Here is a 23,924-nt window from a genome sequence, read left to right on the forward strand (position 1 = left end):
TGTCTTTAAAGTGTTGCTTTATGCCGAAATCACCAAGTCATTACAATTACTCCCGCAGTGCATAACCTACACCACGGATTGTATGAATCACACGCTTTTCATTATTCTCTTCCAATTTGAGTCGGAGATAACGAATATATACTTCAATGATATTAGAATCACCCATAAAATCGTAACCCCAAACTTTCTCTAAAATTTGATCTCTAGTAAACACCTGACGGGGATGTGAAAGAAGGTATTCTAATAAGTCAAACTCTTTTGCTGTTAACTCAATGCTTCGTTTTTCCCGAAAAACTTCACGAGTACGGCGATTTAAGCTTAAATCTTCAAATTGCAATAAATCTTCTTCTGTTTCTTGCGTGCGGCGCAGATGAGCGCGAATTCTAGCTAGTAGTTCTTCTATACTGAAGGGCTTAATTACATAATCATCGGCTCCTGCATCTAAACCTGCGACGCGATCGCTCACTTCATCTTTTGCTGTCAGTAAAATTACTGGTACTGTACTACCTGTTGTTCGCAAACGGCGACAAATTTCCAAACCTGTTAAACCTGGTAGCATCCAATCCACGATCGCTAAATCTGGTGATGAATCTCGCGCCAGGGTTAAACCAGCGATCCCATCATGGGCTACACTTACTTTGTATCCTTCACTACTAAGCTCTAATTCGATAAATCGCGCCAGTTTGACTTCATCTTCTACCAAAAGGATATGTGTTGCCATAAGTTTGCTCCTAAAGCAGGTAATGTAAAAATAAAAGTGCTACACCCGGTGGAAGGATAGCAACTTTGCTTCTCATACCTTCGGGTAAATACTTGATCAGATGACTTACGCAAAACTAAGCTAAGTAATTTTAAGAATCAAACCGGCCTATAGAACTGCTATGTGTATGTAAACTTATTGTAAATGTACTCCCTTCCCCTAACTTTGACTGCACACTTACACTACCTCCCATACCTTCTATAAGTGTCTTGACAATAGATAAACCTAAACCACAACCCCCAGTGCTATGAGAGCGGGATTCATCTACACGGTAAAATCTCTCAAATATCCGTGCTTGCTGTTGTAAAGGAATTCCATAACCTTTGTCACAAACTTCAAGAATTGCCCGCTCTTGAATTTGATTTAATTTCAAAACTATGGGTGTATCAGCTTCAGAATATTTAATGGCATTATCAATCAAATTCAATAATACTTGTTTTAGACGGCTGTAGTCTGCCTTCACCTCAATTCGATCGAGTTTTGACTCAATTTTAATTGTGCGATCGCTATATTTTTTTGCCATCATGACTACTTCTTCAACCAAATCATTCAGCACATAAGATTTCATTTGAAAATATAAGTAACCATTATCCGCTCGTGCTAAATCAAGTAAATCTTGTAGCAGACGGATAGTGCGTTCAGCTTCCGATGCAGCAGTTTCTAAAGCTTCTTGTTGGGTTGGAGTTAAATTATTTTGCCTTCGCAAGATACTTTGTAAGTAACCATGTACTATGGTTAAGGGTGTACGTAATTCGTGAGAAACATTACTCACAAATTCTTGTTCTTTCTGCCAAGATTGCGATAAGTGAGATAAAAGCATAGTTAAAGTTTGAGCTAATTCTTTAACTTCGCTGGGTGCATTATCAACATATAGCTGTGATTTTCCTAAATCTTCAGCCGAAATCACAGCAGCCATTTGATTTAGCTGACGAAGAGGTTTTAGGGAATGTTTGATATAAAACGCGATCGCAGCAGTTAAAATAATAATTGCTAAAATAGTAGTAATACCTAAATTCTGCAACATTGCCACAAACATTCTCTGTTCGCGCGTAATATCCTTGACTAAAAATAACTCACCGAGTACCTTACCTTTAACTTGCACAGAAGTACTACATAAAACAAAATAGCTTTGGTTTATTTTATAAACTTGTGGTTGAATCGGCATCTTAGTCCGGGACATCAATTCAGCGACAGTCGGCTCAGATAATAAATCTAAAGTGGTAGATTTTACTATAATTTTATTATCAGGACTTTTTAACCATAACAATATGTTAGTATTTGCCAAATTATTAACAGCCTTTTGTAACCCAGTTTCAGGTTGCATCATTTCACTATAAATTTGCACATCTTGCGGCAAACGCTTGGCAATTTGTTCTATATTATATTTTTGACTATCAACTAAGATTTGCTGCATTTTCCAACTAATCCATGTAGCAAGGCTACCTAATATCAAAGCCGAAAATGTAGCAATGCCAATCGTGAGGTGTGACTGTAATGAAAATGGGTCTATATTTATCCAATTTCTTTTGATTTGATTCACTTTGATGGTGAGATTTTAGGTGTTGAATAAGGTTATCTCAATAAAAATAGACTGTTAAATGTAAAGTTATCGAACAGAATTCAGGAGTCAGGAGTCAGGAATCAGGAGTCAGCATGAATTCTGTATGAATAGCGGATAGCGACGCGGAAAGCGAGTCTGCGAGTGTCTGAATAATCGGCGTTTTTGCACCCCCACCAAATTGGAAATCTGGTGGTCTTCAATCAGTCGGGGATTCAGACCCGCGACTGATTTATTCTGACTCCTGAATTCTGACTCCTGAATTCTTCTTCAATATCAACCGCTAAATCCTTAGTTATACCTGATTTAAACTTACCTTTCTTGTATACCCACAGTGAAAAGTGCAGCCATTTCAAAAACTTCATGAAAGATTTTTATTTCATGTACCTTGAAACTTTGTAAATTATTTTCTCAGCATAAGTTAATTTACTAGTAGTTAAATTAATTTCAGATAAGAATTATTTTATAACAGCAGCCGTCAAGTACAAAACTCGCCTACTGTCTCAAATGGGTATGGGTTGGGCAAACCTGCAACTATCCCATTCGGTGGACTTGACTAAAAGAGTGGCTAATACCATTTCACTTTAAGGTTGATACAAATAGGGAGCAGGGGAGTAGGGGAGCAGGGGGAAAGAATTAGAGATAAATTATTTGTATCAGGTATTTCGTGAAATCGTATAACTCGGCAGGGGCGACTGTTCACCTAAGAAGCACGTGAGCTTTGCTTGCCCTAGCCAACGAGTGTACTGCTGGCACACCAGGAACAGATAAGCTGTCGCGCCTACAAGTTGCCTCATAATCTTTTAGGTAAAACCTGTAAACCCTCTCCTCTGCACCTCTGCTCCCCTGCTGTCTCAATGTGCAAATTAAAAACACAACAGCTTAGTACTCGTTGGTAGAGGAGGAACGCCGCTCCGTGATTGGGGACTCAATACTTGGGACTGGGAAAACATTTCAAAATTTGGGAGAGGTTAGAGCCAGGAACATCATTAATCGAAGTGAGAACCCAATTCTCAATAAAGAGTCCCTTTTTTGTACGCAGCTAATACCGCGAAATTCTACGGCGCAGAACTCGAAACTCTCGCATTTGAAGGCGGAATAATCGCCTTCAAATGCCAACTTTGCATCATTACAGAATTATTACTTAATTTCAAATGATTTAATCATTTCCTCTGCTGTTGGTAAGAAGCGATCGTAATCCTCTGTTGCTGCTGAATAGGTAATAATGTATGCTTGATTACCTTTTAAAGTCCAAACTTGTAAATTTTTTAAACTTTTTTTGCCATCTTTGCCGATGTAAATCAATTGATTAGCTCGTTTGTTCGCTAAAGTTGTTTCACTAGTATTTACAATAGTTGCATCAGAGAAAGTGGCTTTGACTTCTTTAATAAATAAATCTTGTGATTCAGTTAATGTACCAGAAAAATCTTCAACAGTTATAGTCAAAAGGTCTTGAAAATTATCTGTATCACTTTGCTTAGGTGATAAAAATGTCACTAATTCTTTAGTTATCAGGTTTGGTGCTTCTTGGATTTTCCAACTTTCTGGATATTTTATCTTTATGCCATTACTAGAATCTTCATAAGTCAAAAAGTTTAGTGTAGAAGTTTGTAATTGTAATAACCATAGACTTATAGTAGCAACTACTGCGGTTATTGCTACACTGATAAAAACTTTCTTAGGTTGTGTAGATAGCAGGGGTTTATGAATTGTAGTATCTGGTACTTTCTCCAACATTTCTAAAGCTTGCAATGCCGATGCTGCTGTCGAATAGCGCTGACGAAAATCATAACGCACCATTGTGTCTAAAATTTGTGCTAACTGCTGACTTACTTGTATTTGGTTGCGCCAATCAATTTCGCCAGTATCAGCGTTTCTTGGTAGTCCTTGACCGCCAAAGTCAGCAGGATTAATCCCTGTCAAAGCTTGAATACCAATAATTCCCACTGCATAAATATCGCTGCTCAATTGTGGAGTACGATTAGCTTGTTCGCTCGGCATATACCCATGAGTACCAATGGCTACAGTCAAAGTTGTTTGCCCTTGAGAATTAGCCATCTGAGTACTAATTTGTTTGACAGCCCCAAAGTCAATTAGTACTATCTTGTTATCTGATGTTCTCCGTCGAATATTAGCAGGCTTGATATCCCGGTGAATCACATTATGCTGATGGACAAATGCTAAAACTGACAAAATATCTTTTAGGAGTTTAATTACCTCCGATTCACTCAATTGGTTGTATACAGGAGGTATTTCTTTGGTAAGATCGTGACCTGGAATAAATTCCTGAACTAAATAAAATTCTTGATTCTCTTCAAAGTGAGCCAATAGTTGAGGAATTTGGTCATGCTTTCCTAATGTTTCCAGGGTTAATGCTTCCTGATTAAATAAACGTTTAGCTTCTCGTAAAGTGTATGCATCGGTAGAGAGTGGTTTAAAATGCTTAACAACACATTGTGGATTCCCTGGCCTTTGCATATCTTGAGCTAAGAAAGTCGTACCAAACCCCCCTTGTCCCAGTTGGGTGAGAATTTGGTAGCGTCCACCGATGGTTTGACCCTGTATTAAATTCACCCCTTCTCCCAGATTGACTCACTGACTGATTTTGTTAATCTTGATTTTTGCACAAAATTTAAGTTGGGAATGGGGAATAGGGCAAGGGGCAGGGAGATTAGTTTCCCCCTCTGTCTCTTTCCAATTCCCAATCCCCAATCCCCAATCCCCAATCCCCATTCCCCATTGCCAATTTTTAAATTATGACTTTGAGCCTGTGCATGATTGTGAAAAATGAAGCCGCAACACTGCCTAAATGTCTGAACAGTGTAAGAATTGTAGTGGATGAAATGGTAGTCTTGGATACAGGCTCAATTGATCGCACTCCCAATATTGCCCAACAACTTGGTGCAAAAGTCCATCATTTTAAATGGTGTAATGACTTCAGCGCTGCCCGTAATGCAGCTTTAAAATATGTCACTGGTGACTGGATTTTGGTATTAGATGCTGATGAAACCCTGACTCCAGCAATTGTACCGCAGTTGCGAGAAGCGATCGCAACAGACGAATATCTGCTTATCAATCTCGTCCGTCAAGAAGTTGGTGCAGAACAATCTCCCTATTCTCTAGTTTCTAGATTATTCCGCAATCATCCAGATATTCGTTTTGACCGTCCTTACCATGCCTTAGTGGATGATAGCGTCTCAGCAATTTTAACCAAAGAACCTCATTGGCAAATAGGTTATTTACCAGGGGTTGCACTTGTACACACAGGATATCAAAAAAGTGCGATCGCTCAAAATAACAAATATGACAAAGCAGCTACAGCGATGGAAGGGTTTCTTGCAACTCATCCCGATGACCCTTATGTTTGCAGTAAATTAGGGGCATTGTATGTGGAAACGGGGAAAATTGCCCAAGGTATGGAGTTGTTGAGACGGGGAATTAGCTCGGCTGAAGACAACTACGATATTTTATATGAACTCCACTATCATTTAGGCATTGCCTACAGTCGCTTGCAAAAATTCCCACAGGCGATTTCTCACTATAAAACTGCCATCAAATTGCCTATTTACCCCATGCTCAAATTAGGAGCATACAACAACTTGGGTAACTTACTCAAAGCAGCCGGAGATTTCAACGGTGCGAAAACTGCTTACGCTACAACTTTAAAAATTGACCCGACTTTTGTTTTTGGTCATTATAATTTGGCGATGACATTTAAAGCTTTGGGCTTATTGACAGATGCGATCGCATATTATCGAAATGCGATCGCCCTAAATCCCAACTATGCCGAAGCCTATCAAAATTTAGGAGTAGTGTTGCTAAAAGCTGGCAATCATCAAGATAGTTTAACAGCTTTTAAGAAAGCGATCGCTCTTCATGAAAGATACAATCCTGAAGAAGCGAAGAGACTACGCCAGGGATTGCGGGAGATGGAGTTAATGTAGAACTGAGGGCATTGGGCATTGGGCATTGGGCATGACAAATGACATTATTATTAATATTTAAGGGGTTCAGATGAGCCAAGTCATTGATGAATGGGTACGTTGGACAAGTGCAGACTTAGAGTTATTGCCAGATAACGGTAATCGCTATGAAATTATCGATGGGGAATTATTTGTGACTAGGGCACCACATTGGGGACATCAAAAAGCTACTGGTAATATTTATGCAGAATTAAGAGGTTGGTCACTCTCAACAGGTCTTGGTGAAGCTGTGCCAACACCAGGAATTATTTTTACTGACGCAGATAATGTTATTCCTGATGTGGTTTGGGTAAGTAAAGAACGCCTCGCCATTCTACTTGATAACGAAGGACATTTAACGGGAGCGCCTGAACTGGTTGTAGAAGTACTTTCGCCTGGAGTCCAAAACGAGCGACGCGATCGCGAAGTTAAGTTAAAATTATATGCTTCTAGAGGAGTTCAAGAATATTGGATTTTGAACTGGCAATTACAACAAGTTGAAGTGTATCGCCGAGAAAAAGCAGTTCTAAAATTAGTGGCAACATTATTTGCAACGGATGACTTATCCTCGCCTCTATTACCAAATTTTGTTTGCACTGTAGCGCGGTTGTTTGTGTGAAGCAACAAGTATTTGAGGCAGTAAATCATTGATTCAACCATACCCTTTAATGCAAAATTCAGCTTAATGGTGATTTAACCTTGCATCAAAATTCCCACTAAAATCTGCATCAAAATTTCTAAATCAGTTGGCACTCGATACAACATTAAATCTTGACTCACTTTCCTATCTTGGCGAGAGAAACTACCAAACTGCAAAATATCTCCAGTAGTTACAGCACCATACAAAATTGGCTCATCTGATTCTACCCATGTATCCAAGGCAATCAACTCTGTGGCTAACTGGGTAAATCCCCGTGTTAAGTCTGCCTGTTTTGCTTCTACCACTAAAACATTGTGTTTTGATTCCAGATAGTAGTCTAAGTCACCTCTGAGGTACTGGTTAACTTCAATAGGGTACTCAATATTAACTGTTGCTTGTGTGATGTGGGCTACTTCTAATAAGATGGGTGCGATTAGTACTTCGCGTCTCGCCGCTTCACTAGTTAGACTAACACGAGCGATCGCATCTTCCAAGCGTTGGTATAAGTCTGGTAATCGAAGCAGCAATAGATAAATTGATTGAAGATTTAGTTAAAGTTACTCCTAATTCCCGCAAAATATCGGCGGGAGCAAATTTCATTTAAAAATAGCTGCGGAATGTGTAGAATTCATTTGGTTTAAGTATCGGGGGACGGTGACGTTCAGCCATGATCAAACCCGCAGTTATAATATCGAAATTATTTTTATTCGTTTTATTGGAAAGTATCAAGAATACGATAACGTAATACCATTTCACGAAAATAATAAAACAGATGCAAACCCTGAAACCCTGACTAGGTAGGACTTTCTGAATTATGAATTGGTATAACTTGAGATCACAACTCGAAACTTCAGTTTTTAATATAAACTCCACCTGTTCTGAGTCGAAAAGGTGGAGTCAAGAAGTTGAAGAGTTAATAAATTCTCTTCACAAATGACAAATGACAAAGAACTAAATACGCGACTTGACAAATTTCTCCAATCTATCCATTCCTTTTTCAATAGTTGCCATATCTGTGGCGTAAGAAAGGCGAATATTGTCATCAGCGCCAAAAGCAATTCCAGGAATGACTGCAACTTGATGTTTTTCCAGCAAAGCGTCACAAAACTCTAAGGATTTTAGACCGGTTTTGCTGATATCAGGGAACAGATAAAACGCACCATCTGGTTTTGCAGTACTCAATCCAGGAATGGCGTTGAGTCTCTCTAGCATTACCTGTCGGCGTTTGGCGAAGGCTTGGCGCATTTCTTCAACGCAATCTTGAGGACTTTGTAGCGCTGCGATCGCACCATATTGGGCAAAGGTACACACGTTAGATGTACTATGCCCTTGGATGGTACTCGCTGCTTTAATAATTTCCACTGGCCCCGCTAAATAGCCGAGTCTCCAACCAGTCATAGAATAAGCTTTCGCAAACCCATTACTAATCAAAGTCCGGTCAAAAATTTCCTTCCCAAGAGAACCGATGCTGATATGTTCTGCACCGTCGTAGAGAATCTTTTCGTAAATCTCATCAGAGACGACAAAGATATCTGCATCAACTACTACCTGCGCCAATGCTTTAATTTCATCTGGCGTGTAAACCATCCCTGTAGGATTAGATGGAGAGTTGAGGATAAATAACTTCGTCTTCGGCGTGATGGCTTTACGGAGTTGTTCGGGAGTAATTTTATAACCCGTCGTTGCATCTGTGGGCACAATTACCGAAACCCCACCGACTAAAGTCACCATTTCGGGATAACTTAACCAGTAGGGTGCAGGAATAATTACCTCATCACCTGGATCGATCAATGCCACTATCAGGTTGTACAGAGAATGTTTACCGCCATTGGTGACGATGACATTCTCTGACTTGTAATCAAGACCGTTATCAATTTTAAGCTTTTGGGCGATCGCTTCCCTTAACTTTGGTTCTCCGGCTACTGCACCATACTTGGTTTTGCCTTCTTCCAAAGCTTTGACTGCTGCGGCTTTAATATGCGCTGGGGTATCAAAATCTGGTTCTCCAGCGCTAAAACTACAAACATCTATTCCTTCCGCCTTCAGTGCCTTAGCCTTGGCTGCGATCGCTAAGGTTAATGAAGGTGTTACCTGACTTACTCTTGCTGCCAGCTTCATTCTTACTATTATTTGGCAAATCTTTCACTTATCTAAGGATATCTCAGAATCTCTACCAAGATTTGCCTTTTTTGAATTTGTTGCCGATTGCGGGGTCAGAACATCTCAATTAAGCTTGACACAAGGACTCAGAAGAATTTAATGTATACCCAGAACTAAGAAATAGATTTAAACTTACTTGCACTGTTATAAACCTTAATATTACGAGGTTTTGAGAAATTTATGGATGAATACACTATATGAGCGATCGCTAAAAAGTAAGAAATATTTAAAGGTAGGGTATAGAAAATCAGCATTGGTTAAAATTGAGTTAGATAACAAAATTGAGAGTAAAACCATGTACACAAAATCAAAAAACACTCTTCAAAATAAAAAGCTTAACGCCAATTCGTACATTACAATCGATGATGATAAATTCCCGCAAGGTAATGTAAGAATGTACGCAATTTCTTTTGATATGGATATTGAAACTTTGAGACAGTCCTATAGCGACCCTTACAACAATGCCTATGGTGAAATTAAAAAAGTACTTTCTTCACACGGTTTTACTAGACAGCAAGGAAGTGTTTATTTTGGTAATGAAAGTGTTAACGCCGTTACTTGTGTTTTAGCTGCTCAAGATTTATCTAGAAGATTACCTTGGTTTCCAGTATCAGTAAGAGATATAAGAATGTTAAGAATAGAGGAAAATAACGATCTCTTACCAGCCGTTCAAGCAAATTTACCTAATCCATAGTTTTTGCATCATTGTTAGAAGCGATTAAATCTGATGACTAAGCACACCGTGGTTAATACCTACGGTGTGAAAATGTTTTTACATAAAGAAAGGTTTTAGAGTATTTGGTAGATTATATACAGCAACCAATTTACAAACATAAGTGTCTATGAATGATGAGAATAATCAAGGGTTAGTCAAAGCTGTAGACAGATTGACACAACAAATTAAAAAGTCAACTCAAATAATAACGGGAGTTGTTGTTTTCTTTACGGGTGTATATCTTTCTAAAATCACCCCGCCTTCTGATATATTAGGAATTGCTCAAAATATTACATTTTTAATTGGAGGTTTTATTTTATTTATTACGAGTATTTATTAAATAAAATATTTCAATTAAACCTATTCACACAAACATCTATTTTCAATTAGCCAAAAATATTATGTAGCTAGAATTTTAAGAAACGCTCGTTGATTTAAACAGGGTTTAGATAAGTCTGAAACTTTCGGAAGTGCTTGCCATAGTTAGGGATTCAGTCATTCGAAATTATGAATAATTACCGATTATTGACAAGTGATTATTAAGAATGTACTTTATCTAGTATTTTAATTTTTAGAGAAAACTAATTTTATGCAATTCAAGAAATTTTTCATCGCATCTTCTCTGTTAATTACTAGTCTTTTTATACCTAATGCTGCCATTGCTCAAAATCGCGGTACTCCGGGTAAATTTGATTTTTATGTACTGACACTCTCTTGGTCGCCGGATTATTGTGCGACAAATGGCACTCGCGATCCACAGCAGTGCAGTTCTGGTAAGAAACTTGGTTTTGTATTACATGGTTTGTGGCCACAATACCAAAAAGGTTATCCTGCTAATTGTTCCACGCAAAAATTACCATCGGAAGTAAAGCGGCAGTTTCCCAATTTATACCCTAGTAATAAACTTTACGATCATGAATGGGAAAAACATGGTACTTGTTCGGGGAAAACTCCTGCGGAATATTTGGGATTGAGTAAAAAGTTAAAAGATGCGATCGCTATTCCCGCAGCTTATAATCGTCCGGCGAAACCATTGCGTACCACAATTACGAATTTTAAAAATTCCTTTGTGAGTGCAAATAATCAAATTACTGCTGATGGTGTAGCACCCTTTTGTTCTGGTTCGGGAAGATTTTTGCAAGAAGTCTTCTTTTGTTACTCCAAAAACGGTCAACCTGGTATTTGTAGTGCCGAGATTTTGAAGCGATCGCAAAAAAGTTGTGGTCAGCCAGATTTTTTATTGAGAAATGTTAGATGAAATGGGCATGGGGCATTGGGCATGGAGCATTGGGCAGAGGGGACTTACTGTAACTTCCCCCCTGCTCCCTGCTCCTCTGCCTCTTCCTCCATTCCCTAAGCTATCGTCACATCTGGCGACAAGTAAACATCCTGAATAGTGTGAAATAACTTCACGCCTTCTTCAAAAGGACGCTGAAAGGTCTTTCGCCCAGAAATTAATCCTGAACCACCAGCGCGTTTGTTAATTACAGCCGTGCGAATTGCTTCGGCGAAGTCATTTTTACCAGTCGCGCCACCAGAATTAATCAGCCCTACACGCCCAGAGTAACAATTCAGTACTTGGTAACGAGTTAAATCAATTGGGTGGTCGGTTGTTAATTCTGTATAAACGCGCTCGTCGGTTTTGCCATAACTCTTACCACTGGCTTTGGCAATTGCGCCGTAACCATTGTTATTTTCGGGTAACTTTTGTTTGATAATATCAGCTTCAATCGTCACGCCCAAATGATTCGCCTGTCCGGTGAGGTCAGCCGCAAGGTGGTAATCTTTATCTTGTTTAAAAGCGTTGTTCCGCAGATAACACCAGAGAATTGTTGCCAAACCTAATTCATGGGCGCGTTTAAAAGCCTTGCTAATCTCTTGGATTTGTCTGGTAGAATGCTCTGAACCAAAATAAATTGTCGCACCTACCGCCGCCGCCCCTAAATTCCAAGCTTGTTCGACATCAGCAAACAATACTTGGTCAAATTGATTGGGGAAAGTCAGCAATTCGTTGTGATTGATTTTGGCAATAAAGGGAATTTTGTGGGCATACTTGCGCGAAACTATACCTAATGTCCCCAAAGTGGTAGCAACAGCATTGCAATCTGCGGCGATCGCTAGCTTAACAATATTTTCCGGGTCAAAGTAAATCGGATTGGGCGCAAAAGACGCACCTGCTGAGTGTTCAATCCCTTGGTCTACTGGTAAAATCGAGAGATAACCTGTGTTTGCCAGACGACCGGTAGAGTAAAGTAAATGGATATTACGCAATACTTGAGGATTGCGATCGCTGTTGAGCCAGATTCTATCTACAAAATCTGGCCCAGGCAAATGTATTAAATCTTGAGAAACCTTTGCTTTGTAGGTAAGCAGGTCTTCAGCCTCTTTACCTAGCAATGACTCAATAGAATTAACCTCTTTGAGCGTTGTAGTCATAGCGTTTTCCTGAAAAATTGAGCAAATGACCTTTGCCTTTAAGATAGCATTTTTAACACTCCTAACCTGCTTAGGCTTGTATTAACTAGATATATATTCCTTTTGATATAAAAGCCTTAAATTATTCTTTAAAAATGGCTAAAATTAATGATTGTCTGAGATATAACCATTATTTGAGCCAAGATGCACAAAGAAAGAATCGTGCTTTTGAGGATTTTGGTGGATTGCAGACTGATAATTTGATATATTTCAATTCTGATACTCATCATCTGACAACAAAAATGTCGAGAAGTAATCTTCGCAGATTCCCATTGTGGCAATAATTGTTAAAAGAACAAATACAATTCTATGAGTAAATTTCAAATTGATCTCGACTTCAGCAAAATAGATTTCGCTTCCCTTGAAACAGAAGAAGATTTTCAAAGAGAGGCAAAAACATTACTACCCAAGGCACTGGTAAAACTAGGTGAAAGTGTAGGTGAGAAGACTTGGGAAGAATTACAGCAAAAACTGCAAGCATCGGGAAGTAAGCTCAAATCTTCTCCTAGTGAGAAACGTAGGTTTATGCAAGAAACAGGCAGAACTTATCAACGAAATGCCAGTAATAGAGAAAAACAAGAACTAGAAGAATATATAGTAGAGCAATTACGCCAGCATAAATAGTAAAAATCAACCTAAGCTTGATGTACTCGTATTCCAACTTCTATTTTTAGCAGTAGTTTTAGTAGGGTGTGTTAGCCCTTGGCGTAACACACCACTTTACTAACTTGTAGTATTCAAAATCATTGTAGACCTTACGTTTTTGATACTCGTGAACGAGCCTTTGAACTCCATCAGCGAGTTTTTGATAAGTAGTCGGACAAAAATAATTACAGTCATTGCGAGCAGAGCGAAGCAATCCCAGCCCTGTAGAAATTAGTAAGGAGTTAGGAATAAATCACTCCTAACTCCTAACTCTTGTACAGACGCGATTAATCGCGTCTGTAGTTTTTACACCGCACAACTCAACTCGCCGGCTTTTTGGCTAAAACGATGATTTTCCCGATAGTCCACAGGACAATCTATCACCGCAGGTACATCTTGAGCGAGGGCTTCTTTGAGTGTGGGAATCAAATCTAAAGCTGATTCAACTCGGTAGCCTTTTAAACCCATGCTTTCAGCCAATTTGACAAAATCAGGATTGCTAAAATGCACAAAAGATGAGTTTCCTTTGCCAAATTGATTTTCTTGCTTCCACTCAATTAACCCATAGCCACCATCATTAAAAATTATGGTGACAAAGGGCGTACCGACACGCAAGGCTGTTTCTAATTCTTGAGAATTCATCATAAAGCCACCATCGCCTGTGACTGCAACAACTTTGCGCTTGGGATGAACGAGTTTTGCTGCTAAAGCGCCAGGAATGGCAATACCCATAGCTGCGAAGCCATTGGAAATTATGCAAGTATTGGGGCTATGGCAATGATAATGACGCGCCATCCACATCTTATGTGCGCCAACATCAGAGATGACGATATCATCTGGGCCCATCACTTGGCGTAAGTCATAAATTAACTTTTGCGGCTTAATGGGAAATCCATCATCATGGGCATACTGTTCGTAATCAGCCCGAATCTCTGTCCTTAAACTAATGGCAAAGGGATCGGGTTTACCTTGTCTGTCTGCTAATTTTAAAATTTCATAGAGGGAATCTGAAATATCTCCCACAACTTCGGCATTAGGAATATAACTACTATCAATTTCTGCCGGATTTACCCCAATATGCACAATCGGAATTTCACCATTCCGATTCCATTTTTTGGGGGAAAACTCAATCAAATCATAGCCGATCGCAATTACTAAATCTGTGTTATCAAAAGCACAGGTAATAAAGTCTCTTTGCTGTAATCCTACTGACCACAAAGCTAGTTGATGTGTGTAGGGGATAACGCCTTTACCCATGAAGGTATTGGCAACAGGTATATTCAGCAAGGTAGCAAATTGCGTTACGGCATCACTGGCTTGAGCGCGAATTGCCCCATTTCCTACTAAGATTAATGGGTTAACTGCTTGGCAAATTGCGGCGGCGGCGGCCCGAATGCTAGCAAAAGATGCATAAGTTTTTTCGCTATTATCCTTACGCAAAGGTTTGCCTTCGACGGGCATGGCAGCAATATTTTCTGGCAAATCGATGTGAACTGCACCAGGTTTTTCTGATTGCGATCGCTTAAATGCTTTTCGCACTACTTCTGGTGTAATACTCGGTCGCACAATCTGCTTATTCCACTTGGTAACAGGTGCAAACATTGCCACCAAATCTAAATATTGATGGGATTCAATATGCATTCTATCTGTTCCCACTTGACCGGTAATCGCCACTAAAGGCGCACCATCGAGGTTAGCATCTGCTACCCCAGTCATCAAGTTGGTCGCCCCAGGGCCAAGAGTAGAAAGACACACTCCGGCTTTTCCTGTTAAGCGTCCGTAGACATCGGCCATGAATGCTGCACCCTGTTCATGACGAGTCGTAATAAATTTAATCGAAGAATGTTTTAACGCTTCCAAAACGTGCAGATTTTCTTCGCCAGGGAGTCCAAAAATATATTCCACTCCTTCATTTTCTAGGCACTGCACTAATAATTCTGCTGTATTCATTTTATTTCCTAACTATTTTTTATTTAGTCCTTTGTCATTTGTCATTTGTCATTTGTCATTTGTTCTTTGACTAATGACCAATGACCAATGACTAATGACTAATCATTTCACCCACACGGTTTTAACATTGACAAACTCATGTATACCTTGGATACTCAATTCTCTGCCATATCCAGAACGCTTGATGCCACCAAAGGGCAACCGAGGATCGGATTTGACCATACTGTTGATAAACACGGCACCGGCTTCGATTTCTTCAACTAAGCGATCGCTCTCTTGGTCGTTGGTTGTCCAAGCGCTTGCACCTAAGCCAAAAGGTGAGTCATTAGCGAGTTTAATAGCAGCATCGATATCTGGAACCCGAAATAACAAGGCTACCGGGCCAAAAAATTCTTCTTTGGCAATTGGTGAGTCAGGCGGGATATCTATGATAATCGTTGGCGGATAAAAGTTCCCTGGACGATCTGATAAAGGATGTCCGCCGATGAGGACTTTACCGCCGCTTTTAGTAGCAGCTTGAACTTGTTGATCTAAATCCTGGAGAATACCAGGTGTAGCCAGGGGGCCTAAATCGGTGTCTGGTTGCATGGGATCGCCTACTTTTAGCGCCTCAAATTTTTCTAAAAGCAATTTTTCAAATTTATCTGCGATCGCTTCTGCGACAATAAAACGTTTCGCTGCAATACATGATTGCCCGTTATTTAACATCCGCGCTGTAGTAGCTGTGACAACTGCTGTCTCTAAGTCAGCGCTTTCTAACACAATAAAAGGGTCACTTCCTCCTAATTCCAAAACGGTTTTTTTAATTTGTTTACTGGCGGCGACGGCGAGGGATATGCCTGCTGGTTCGCTTCCGGTTAAGGTAGCAGCTTTTACGCGGTCATCAGCCATTAAATCGGCGACTTTGGCAGCGCCGATTAATAGAGTTTGAAACGCACCTTCAGGAAAACCCGCGCGACGGATAATATCTTCGATTGCCAAGGCGCACTGCGGCACATTGGAAGCATGTTTGAGTAAGCCGACATTTCCCGCCATTAATGCTGGTGCAGCAAAGCGGAAAACTTGCCAAAAGGGGAAATTCCACGGCATCACTGCGAGAATTACACCCATTGGTTGATAACGTACAAAACTCTGGCTGGCATCAGTTTTTATACTGACATCAGCTAAAAAAGCAGGAGCGTGTTCGGCATAGTAGCGACAGACGACGGCGCATTTTTCGACTTCCGCGATCGCAGCTTTAAATGGCTTACCCATTTCTAGAGTCATTAACTTAGCAAATTCTGCTTTATCTTGCTCTAAAATCTCAGCAGCTTTTTCTAGCCATTGCGATCGCTCAGAAAAACTAGTCTGACGATACTGTTCAAAAGTCTGATGAGCTAAATCGAGTTTAGCGATAATTTCTGTATCATTGAGCGCCTCAAAGGTTTTGAGCGTCTCCCCAGTGGCGGGATTAATGGTGGCGATCGCCATTACCTAACCTCCCGTTAAAAAATAGCTTGACTATTGGCTTCCTAGTGTTACACAGATCAATTTTGGAAGCTACACCCAAATTTTAATCTTTTCACCAATAATTAGTTGCCTAATATTACAATTTCGCAATTATCCTTGAAATAAAATATACAACTTAACTATGTATTTATCTTGATAAATGAGTCATTTGTCATTTGTCATTTGCTTTCCCAATTCCCAATTCCCAATTCCCAATTCCCAATACTTAATGAATAATTGTTGCTACTTGCTGCAAATTTGTCTGATAAACCTTTACCAATCGATCAATACCTTTAAAACGATAATCTCCCATTTCCTGGAAGTCTTCAGGTAGTGAAAGCATTTTATGAGTGGCTTGACTAATGACGCATTCACTGGGGGGGCAAACTGCTTCCATCCGAGCAGCAAGATTAATCGTTGCGCCTAATGCCGTATAATCTACCCTTTGGGAACTACCGACATCTCCCACAACAGCCTTACCGCTATTAATCGCAATCCGTAATTGCAGGGGTTCGTGCCAAAAACCATTGGCATTAAGATGTTCTAGACGAGTGAGCATTCCTTTAGCAGCAGCAACAGCGCGATCGGCGTGATCTGCTTGCGGTTCTGGAGCGCCAAAAAATGCCATTATACAGTCGCCAATATATTTATCTAAAGTGCCGCCGTAAGTAAACACCTCTTTTAGCATTTCTTCAAATAAATTATTTAATAGTTTAGCGATCGCAGTTGGTGTTAACCGTTCCGAAATTGCCGTAAAGCCCACCAAATCGGCAAACAAAATACTAATTTCGCTCTCTGCTGGCGCTAAACGACCACCCGGTAATCCACCGACAGAAATCAACTGCTGCACAACTGCTGGAGAATGATAGCGTTCTAGTCGGTGACGAATCATCTCTTCAGTTTTAAGTTTCTCTACCAGTAGCCAACGCTGCACACTCGAAGCCACAAGGTTTGCTAAAGCTGAAAAGAAACTGAGTTCTTCCTCGCCCTCATTTGCCCAATGATAAGAAGAAAGATTGGCATCGGCATAGAGTACGCCCACAACCTTATTTTCATCCCATAAAGGCACTGCCATCGCGCTCCGAATGCCTTTAACTAAAATACTCTGTTCGCTAGCAAACCGTTCATCTTGATGGGTATCGGCGGTTTGAATCACAACTTTTTCGTCAAATACCTTTTGACAGATACTCCGACTAATCCAACTTCCATCTGAGGGGAGATGTTTTTGTTGGGAAATATTTCTAGTGGCAGCGTTTACTAACTCTAATTGACCGCAACCATTAACATCAATTAATAATGCCAAGCGATCGATACTATCAAGGTAACGAAAAACGACTTGCTGCACCTGAGAAAAAATCTCTTCTATAGATGCCGCAGCACAGAGATTTTTAGCTATATCCACTAAGTCTTTAAGACGGGCAATGGTTTGCTCCTTATTGTTGATGCTGCCATCCTTACTATCAGATGCGATCCATTGCTGTTGTAACTGTTCAACATTGTGCAGGATTGTTCTCTGGTCATTATTTTCCGAGCTTACGGGATATTGAGGTATCGATTGGGCAACAGGGTTTGTGAGCAGGACTACCAGACTAACATTGCCCAGCCAAATGATATCGCCGTGATATAACTCTTGCGGGGAATTAACAAGATATTTATTGACTTGCGTCCCATTTTTGCTGCCTAGATCCTCAATAATCCACACACCAGCAGCCGTTTTTACTAGGCGTGCATGGTTGCGCGATACTCCAGCAAAAGGTAAGTACAGGTTACATTCCGGCAAACGGCCAATTGTGAATATATCTCGATCGACTGCGATCGTTGTCTCCGTATCTCCCTCTTGTAGGCGTAGCGTGAGTTCAGTCATGAGTGTGATCCATCAAAGCTAGAGGTGCAAGCAACTCTCAGGTAAGTTATACCCTACAGGTTAACCTTCACCTTTTGTTTATGACACTGTTAACTGCATTCCGACAACTGTACGTGACAGATATTACACTAATAATTCGTAATTCATAATTCGTAATGACGATCTCTAAAGGTCGCCCCGTTAGGGTTGGGGTCTAAATCTCTATCTCTAAAGTAATTACGAATTATGTTAAGCCCTATTTTTGGCAATAATTCCAAACTAGTGTTTACTTGTCTAGTTTAGACAACGCTTTTAAGTATATCTTTTGATTTTACCACTCACTTGCTACTCAATAGAGACTCGTTGTTAGTGATCGCAAGCAGTAACCGCGCTACTCACACAATAGTCTAGTAATAGTCAATTTTTTTACTAACAAACTGCCATGCCCAAACACATATCTGCAATTGGAGTTGTCTTAATTTTAATTCTGGGGTTTGCATCTTCAGTTCAAGGTGCAACTCCCCGTTCAACTTGGATAGAGAATGAAATTTACCAATATAACCATTCCTTTGCTTCTCAATTGCCTCAAGAACTGGCAACAAAGATGCAAAAGATGACAGCTAGCCCTTTCGCCTTTTATCGGGGAACAGATCACATTTTTTATCGTGATATGCAAACCTTACCAAGCTCAGGTTTTGTAAATTCTTCAACCTCAGCCATCTGGTTAGAAGGAGATATGCATCTGCAAAATCTTGGGGGGATGCGAGATAGCAATGATAATAACGTTTTTGACACCACTGATTTTGATGAAGGCTATCTTGGCCCCTACGTTTGGGACTTACGACGGATGGCAGTCTCCATTCTGTTGGCGGCTAAAGAGAATGGTCTTAGTTCAAGTGATGCTCAAGATATTGTGCGGAATTTCTTGGATGCTTACCTGAACAAGATGAGCGACTTTAAGGGAACCAATGATGAACTGTCATATCGTTTGGAATCCAGCAATACGAACGGTGTAGTCAAAGATTTGATTCAAAGTGCATCAGATAAGAGCCGTTCTAGCTTGCTAACTAAGTATACACAGTTAAATAACGTTAGCAATCGAGTCTTCCAGACAACCCCGGAACTCCAGCCTGTATCCAGCAGCACTTATTCAGATATTGCTGGAGGTATAAGCAGCTACATCGCCTCAATTCCTAGCAGTAAGCGCTACAACAATAGTTATTACACGCTCAAGGATATTCGCCTCAAATTAGGTTCAGGTACTGGTAGTCTTGGTAAGTACCGATATTACTTGCTGATTGAAGGGCCAAGTTCAGCAACCGACGACGATCGCATTTTGGAGATGAAGCAGGAAGGTAGTAGCGCAGTTGCGATGGCAGTTCCAGGTTTGCTGCCAACTTCAATTTACGGAAACCAAGAAGGAGCGAGGGTGACAATCGCCATGAAAGCAATGCTCTCTAATACCGATCCCTTAGTTGGGTACACTACGGTCAATAGCATCCCCTTTATGCTGCACGAAAAATCACCCTACCAAGTGGACTTTGACTATACATTGCTAACCACTAAGTCCAAATTCATGGATGCAATGGGGTATGTGGGGAAGGTCGTTGCCAAAAATCATGCAATCTCTGATAAAGACTACGATCCTGCGATCGTTTCTGTAAGTGTTGACAAAGAAGTTACTGATGTTGTGAGCGGTAACAAGTCTATATTCAAAGACGAAATTGTTAATTTTGCGGTAGACTATGCAATTCAAGTCGAGTACGACTACAAGAGTTTTGTTAATGCTTATAAACAAGGAGTGACACTTTACTAGAATACGGTCAAAGCATTTTTAACTCGGAATTTGATTTGGGGAAAAGGTTAAAGGGTAAAGGTTAAAGGTTTTTTCTTCCCATTTTCCCCAAAATCCGGCAAGTATTGTCCCTTGTACTACCTCCAATCAGACATTGAAATTTTAGAAAATATCGATCCAATGAATTCACCTGCTGCACATCCGCTAATTGATGAGGTGACATTAACGCCCGTTGTCCGTCGTATACTCGACAGTAAAACTGCTACTGTGGGCGAATGGCACGCTGAAGCGATCGCTCACCATATTATTAATCACGTTACAGCAGGTTTACAGCGCATCACTGGTATTGCTAGCGATCGCAGCAAACAATTCTCTTGGTCAGTTATTCTGAAAATTTTGCATATACAACCAGAGAATACTGGCTCTATTTTCAATTCCTCGCAAGACTCCACACACTGGAATTACTGGCAGCGCGAAGCATTAATATATACATCAGGAATCCTCAATAATTTAACTGATGACTTAGTAGCCCCCCGTTGTTTCGCTATTACAGAGCCGTCTGCTAATGTCGTCTGGCTGTGGCTGGAGGATATTCAAGGCAACCACGGCAGCACTTGGACTCTGGAACGTTTCGGTATAGCCGCCCGTCACCTTGGCTATTTGCAAGGAAGCTATGTAATGGCGCAATCATTGCCTTCTGAGCCTTGGTTCAGTCGTGACTGGCATCGAGCATGGGTATCCAATATCGATAGTACGGCTTTAGAAGCATGGCGAGAACCGACTGTATGGCAGCACCCACTTCTAAAAGAGATATTTTCCCCAGATGTAGGCGATCGCCTGATGGACTTGTGGAGCGATCGCCACATCCTCCTTGACGCTGTGAACAAAGCACCCCATACACTCTGCCACTTTGATATTTCGCCCAACAACTTATTTTCTCGGCATAACGCGCATGGCAATGACCAAACTGTTCTCATCGATTGGTCTTTTGTTGGGCATGGCGTTCTGGGAGAAGACATTGTAAATTTGGTGCTGGACAGCATTTTCTTACTATTCGTTGATGGCTCATCACTAATACCCCTAGAAAAACTTGTGCTTGAGGGTTACTTAGCGGGGTTGCGTTCTGCTGGCTGGAATGGGAATGAGTGTGTGGTGCGCTTTACTTATGCTGCGGTAGCGGCACTTCATTTTGGTCTAATAGCAGGGAGGTTATTAAAGTTAGTACACAACGAATCTCGCCACAGTTGGCTAGAGCAACGCTTTGGGCGAACCTTTGAAGAGATTATCACATCAAGAGCGATCGCCATTGCTCATGGATTAGAACTGGCAGACGAAGCCCGATTATTGCTTCGCTATTTGTAATTATTTAATCTGCTTTCTCAATAATTCTGGAATCTGAGAAGGGCGTTCGGCTACTGGAACTTCTGCTTCTTTTAAAGCAGCTAATTTACTTTGGGCTGTGCCAAAGTTAGGATCGCGTCCGATAACGGTTGCTAAAGTCCCAGTTTGCTGCCAACTCTTTCCGGGTGGCGCAAGTCTTCCTGCAATGTAGGCTATTACTGGTTTATCAATTGCCTCAGCAATATACCGGGCTGCTGCTTCTTCACTACCACCACCAGGTTGACCAACTAAAACGATCGCCTCTGTAGTTTCATCCTCATCCAAAATTTGCAACCATTGGAGAAATGAGGAACCGACGATCGCATCACTACCAATACTGACACTAATTGACTGACCCAAATCGGCTTTTGTTAATTCGGAAGCAACTTCGTAGGTGAGAGTGCTGCTACGACTAACTATCCCTACCGGCCCAGGAGTATAAAACTCGCTAGGTTGAGTGCCTAAAAGAATTTTTCCCGGGACAATGATCCCCGGACTATTGGGCCCGATTATCAAAGTTTCACAGGCTTCGGCTTTGCGGAGTAATTGCACCATATCTAAAGGTGGCACGCCAGCAGTGATAATAATAATCTGGCTAATATGAGATGCGATCGCTTCTAATGCCGCATCTAGCACATCGTAAGGATCTACACAGATAATTGTTGTGTCAATTACTCCAAATTTTTCTATTACTTCCTCTACTAAGTCAAATACAGGCAATCCATGCAGTTCCTGTCCGCCACATCCCGGATTGACACCAGCTACCAAATTCGTTCCATAAGCTTGCATTTGAGCAACATGAGTGCCTGATATAAATTCACAAAAGCCTTGAATTAATACTTTACTTTCTGGCGTTAGGTTCATAAAAAATTACCGTAAGTTTGACAACCAGTAGAGACGCGATTAATCACGTCTGTACAAGAGAGACACGAAAAATCTTTGTCTGTACAGGAGTTTGGAGTTATAACAATTCTTCCCCCATGCCCCATGCCCAATTAACAATCACTACTTTTTATTAACAGTTGGTTTAGCAAGACGAACTGCTGCCGCCACTGCTTCATCTAAATTTTCTACCACGAGTAGGGCATCGGTGTAGGTTTTTAGTGTTGCTAAATATTTTCTAGCAGCATTAAATTCAGAACCAGCAAGACGGACAACTAAGGGTGTAAAATTTCGCTCTTGCCGACTTTTGTTGCCATTAGAACGTACAACCTGTGGTTCAGGTTCACTGTCATCTTGCTGTACAACTCTGGCTATAGCTTCAATCACTTCCTCGCTTTGAGGAATGTTACCCAAAAAGTTAATTAGGATTACTTGAATACTTTTGTCAGCCTCCAGAATTTTCAGACCTGTTTCTAGGCGATCGCGGAAGGTAGTTGGTGTAGTATCTGTGAGAAAAGCATGACGTAGATTTAAACAAACACCTGGATTGCCGCCAGCATTGGCAACTAAATCTAAAGTTGCCATTACTGAACCAGTACCATTACCTAAAATACCAATTTTCCCATGCATTTTTACACCGTCCCAGTCACCTAAAATCCCGTTGATTTCAGTACTGGTATGACGACTGATAATTTTTGCCGCGATCTCGGCCAGATCGGGATGACGCTTAATCGCCCGTTCGTTGATCCTGACTTTACCATTGAGAGCCATAACTTGGCCATTAGCACTGACTGCCAAGGGATTTATTTCGACTAAATCCAGGTCTTTTTGCACAAATAAATGATACATCTTTTCCAAAACGCCGCTTACCGACTGCATCAGCGTCCCCTGTAAACCCATTTTCAAAGCCAGTCTTCTGGCATAAAATGGTGAAAATTCCTGTTCCACCACAACATGGTGCATTTTTTCCCCAGCCGATTCCCAATCGATGTTTGCTTCTTTGCAACCTAAAAGTACTGGTCGGCAAACAGCAGTATCTAAAACCACCGCGAGATAAAATTCCTGGTTTGCGTCGTATTGGGATTCTGCCAGCACAACTTCTGGCAATTCGCCCCATATTGGTAGACTAAAGATATTTTGCGCTGCTGCGATCGCATCAATTGTTGTTTCGGCAAACCTGACTCCACCAGCTTTTGCCCGTTCCGCTCCATGTACTTGAGATTTCAGTACAATTGGAAAGCGAATTTTTAAACGTTTCAAATCTGTAGGATGGTCAATCCGTTGAGAGGGCAATACCGGAATGCCTATTTTCCCAAACCATTCTTTAACTTGATACTCTAATAAATCCATTGATACACCTTATATTGACTATTGACATTTTCCAAGCTTTTGGTGAGTCCTGTCTTAATATTTTGCAGCACTTTTATTTCAAAGTTAAGCTTTCGACAGCTATAAAAATTTATTTTTCACGGATAGATTTTATCGAATTCAGCAAATAAGACATATTAATTTTGATAGCCAACCCGTTTGGGACAGAGCCACAAGACGTAATTATTTTCTTCAGTAAGTTTCCCAGCATAGAAGATAACTACCATTTCTGTCAAAACCCTCTGACCTAGTATAGTTTTCTTAACCTGTGGATAATTTTTTCACAACTGCTCTGCAACTATA

The 23,924-nt window shown here is 40.6% G+C and carries 19 protein-coding genes; 8 read left to right on the plus strand and 11 right to left on the minus strand.

Annotated elements, in window-relative coordinates; genetic code table 11:
• Window positions 1–46 precede the first annotated feature (46 nt).
• From RMZ41_RS04375 to RMZ41_RS04385, 3 genes are all read right to left on the minus strand, one after another.
• Window positions 47–721 (minus strand): response regulator transcription factor, encoded by a 675-nt coding sequence (locus RMZ41_RS04375; RefSeq protein ID WP_322640750.1) that lies wholly within the window; start codon window positions 719–721, stop codon window positions 47–49.
• A 130-nt stretch (window positions 722–851) separates the two neighbouring features.
• Window positions 852–2,300 carry a HAMP domain-containing sensor histidine kinase gene (locus RMZ41_RS04380; protein ID WP_322640749.1) on the minus strand — a complete coding sequence of 483 codons (1,449 nt, stop codon included), beginning with the start codon at window positions 2,298–2,300 and terminating at the stop codon, window positions 852–854.
• Between the two features lie 1,158 nt (window positions 2,301–3,458).
• Window positions 3,459–4,892 (minus strand): protein kinase domain-containing protein, encoded by a 1,434-nt coding sequence (locus RMZ41_RS04385; protein WP_322640748.1) that lies wholly within the window; start codon window positions 4,890–4,892, stop codon window positions 3,459–3,461.
• A 182-nt stretch (window positions 4,893–5,074) separates the two neighbouring features.
• Between RMZ41_RS04385 and RMZ41_RS04390 the strand changes: the two genes are divergently transcribed.
• The gene (locus RMZ41_RS04390; protein ID WP_322640747.1) at window positions 5,075–6,262 is read left to right on the plus strand and encodes a tetratricopeptide repeat protein; all 1,188 of its coding nucleotides are present in this window, start codon (window positions 5,075–5,077) and stop codon (window positions 6,260–6,262) included.
• A 70-nt stretch (window positions 6,263–6,332) separates the two neighbouring features.
• Window positions 6,333–6,899: a Uma2 family endonuclease gene (locus RMZ41_RS04395; protein ID WP_322640746.1), complete on the plus strand. Its 567-nt coding sequence runs from the start codon at window positions 6,333–6,335 to the stop codon at window positions 6,897–6,899.
• A 74-nt stretch (window positions 6,900–6,973) separates the two neighbouring features.
• Here the strand turns inward: RMZ41_RS04395 and RMZ41_RS04400 are convergent, their stop codons facing one another.
• Both RMZ41_RS04400 and RMZ41_RS04405 read right to left on the minus strand, forming a co-directional pair.
• Window positions 6,974–7,447: a hypothetical protein gene (locus tag RMZ41_RS04400; RefSeq protein ID WP_322640745.1), complete on the minus strand. Its 474-nt coding sequence runs from the start codon at window positions 7,445–7,447 to the stop codon at window positions 6,974–6,976.
• A 424-nt stretch (window positions 7,448–7,871) separates the two neighbouring features.
• Window positions 7,872–9,038: a pyridoxal phosphate-dependent aminotransferase gene (locus tag RMZ41_RS04405; RefSeq protein ID WP_322640744.1), complete on the minus strand. Its 1,167-nt coding sequence runs from the start codon at window positions 9,036–9,038 to the stop codon at window positions 7,872–7,874.
• A gap of 226 nt (window positions 9,039–9,264) precedes the next feature.
• Here RMZ41_RS04405 and RMZ41_RS04410 point away from each other — a divergent pair, with 226 nt between their 5' ends.
• The 3 genes from RMZ41_RS04410 to RMZ41_RS04420 all read left to right on the plus strand — a co-directional run bounded on the left by RMZ41_RS04410 (window position 9,265) and on the right by RMZ41_RS04420 (window position 11,053).
• Entirely contained in the window at window positions 9,265–9,774 is a 510-nt protein-coding gene (locus tag RMZ41_RS04410; protein ID WP_322640743.1) for a hypothetical protein, read from the plus strand.
• Window positions 9,775–9,922: 148 nt separating this feature from the next.
• Window positions 9,923–10,135 (plus strand): hypothetical protein, encoded by a 213-nt coding sequence (locus RMZ41_RS04415; protein WP_322640742.1) that lies wholly within the window; start codon window positions 9,923–9,925, stop codon window positions 10,133–10,135.
• A gap of 249 nt (window positions 10,136–10,384) precedes the next feature.
• Window positions 10,385–11,053: a ribonuclease T2 family protein gene (locus tag RMZ41_RS04420; protein ID WP_322640741.1), complete on the plus strand. Its 669-nt coding sequence runs from the start codon at window positions 10,385–10,387 to the stop codon at window positions 11,051–11,053.
• A 95-nt stretch (window positions 11,054–11,148) separates the two neighbouring features.
• On the opposite strand, the gene RMZ41_RS04425 is transcribed toward RMZ41_RS04420, so the two are convergent.
• The gene (locus RMZ41_RS04425) at window positions 11,149–12,231 is read right to left on the minus strand and encodes a class I fructose-bisphosphate aldolase (RefSeq protein ID WP_322640740.1); all 1,083 of its coding nucleotides are present in this window, start codon (window positions 12,229–12,231) and stop codon (window positions 11,149–11,151) included.
• 348 nt (window positions 12,232–12,579) lie between these two features.
• Between RMZ41_RS04425 and RMZ41_RS04430 the strand changes: the two genes are divergently transcribed.
• The gene (locus tag RMZ41_RS04430; protein WP_322640739.1) at window positions 12,580–12,894 is read left to right on the plus strand and encodes a hypothetical protein; all 315 of its coding nucleotides are present in this window, start codon (window positions 12,580–12,582) and stop codon (window positions 12,892–12,894) included.
• Between the two features lie 327 nt (window positions 12,895–13,221).
• Here the strand turns inward: RMZ41_RS04430 and RMZ41_RS04435 are convergent, their stop codons facing one another.
• From RMZ41_RS04435 to RMZ41_RS04445, 3 genes are all read right to left on the minus strand, one after another.
• Window positions 13,222–14,865 (minus strand): acetolactate synthase large subunit, encoded by a 1,644-nt coding sequence (locus RMZ41_RS04435; protein WP_322640738.1) that lies wholly within the window; start codon window positions 14,863–14,865, stop codon window positions 13,222–13,224.
• A gap of 102 nt (window positions 14,866–14,967) precedes the next feature.
• Window positions 14,968–16,335: an NAD-dependent succinate-semialdehyde dehydrogenase gene (locus RMZ41_RS04440; RefSeq protein WP_322640737.1), complete on the minus strand. Its 1,368-nt coding sequence runs from the start codon at window positions 16,333–16,335 to the stop codon at window positions 14,968–14,970.
• Between the two features lie 244 nt (window positions 16,336–16,579).
• Window positions 16,580–18,217, minus strand: coding sequence for an adenylate/guanylate cyclase domain-containing protein (locus RMZ41_RS04445; protein ID WP_322640736.1), 1,638 nt, complete (start codon window positions 18,215–18,217; stop codon window positions 16,580–16,582).
• Window positions 18,218–18,638: 421 nt separating this feature from the next.
• Here RMZ41_RS04445 and RMZ41_RS04450 point away from each other — a divergent pair, with 421 nt between their 5' ends.
• Both RMZ41_RS04450 and RMZ41_RS04455 read left to right on the plus strand, forming a co-directional pair.
• Complete coding sequence (locus RMZ41_RS04450) at window positions 18,639–20,012, plus strand: DUF2252 domain-containing protein (protein WP_322640735.1); 1,374 nt, start codon at window positions 18,639–18,641, stop codon at window positions 20,010–20,012.
• A 159-nt stretch (window positions 20,013–20,171) separates the two neighbouring features.
• The gene (locus tag RMZ41_RS04455; RefSeq protein WP_322734502.1) at window positions 20,172–21,353 is read left to right on the plus strand and encodes a phosphotransferase; all 1,182 of its coding nucleotides are present in this window, start codon (window positions 20,172–20,174) and stop codon (window positions 21,351–21,353) included.
• On the opposite strand, the gene RMZ41_RS04460 is transcribed toward RMZ41_RS04455, so the two are convergent.
• Both RMZ41_RS04460 and RMZ41_RS04465 read right to left on the minus strand, forming a co-directional pair.
• The gene (locus tag RMZ41_RS04460; RefSeq protein WP_322640733.1) at window positions 21,354–22,235 is read right to left on the minus strand and encodes a CoA-binding protein; all 882 of its coding nucleotides are present in this window, start codon (window positions 22,233–22,235) and stop codon (window positions 21,354–21,356) included.
• A gap of 141 nt (window positions 22,236–22,376) precedes the next feature.
• A complete protein-coding gene (locus RMZ41_RS04465; protein WP_322640732.1) occupies window positions 22,377–23,603 on the minus strand; it encodes a succinate--CoA ligase subunit beta in 1,227 nt (408 codons plus the stop codon).
• Between the last annotated feature and the right edge of the window lie 321 nt (window positions 23,604–23,924).

It is taken from the genome of Nostoc sp. DedVER02 (assembly GCF_034530675.2).
Taxonomy (GTDB): domain Bacteria; phylum Cyanobacteriota; class Cyanobacteriia; order Cyanobacteriales; family Nostocaceae; genus Nostoc.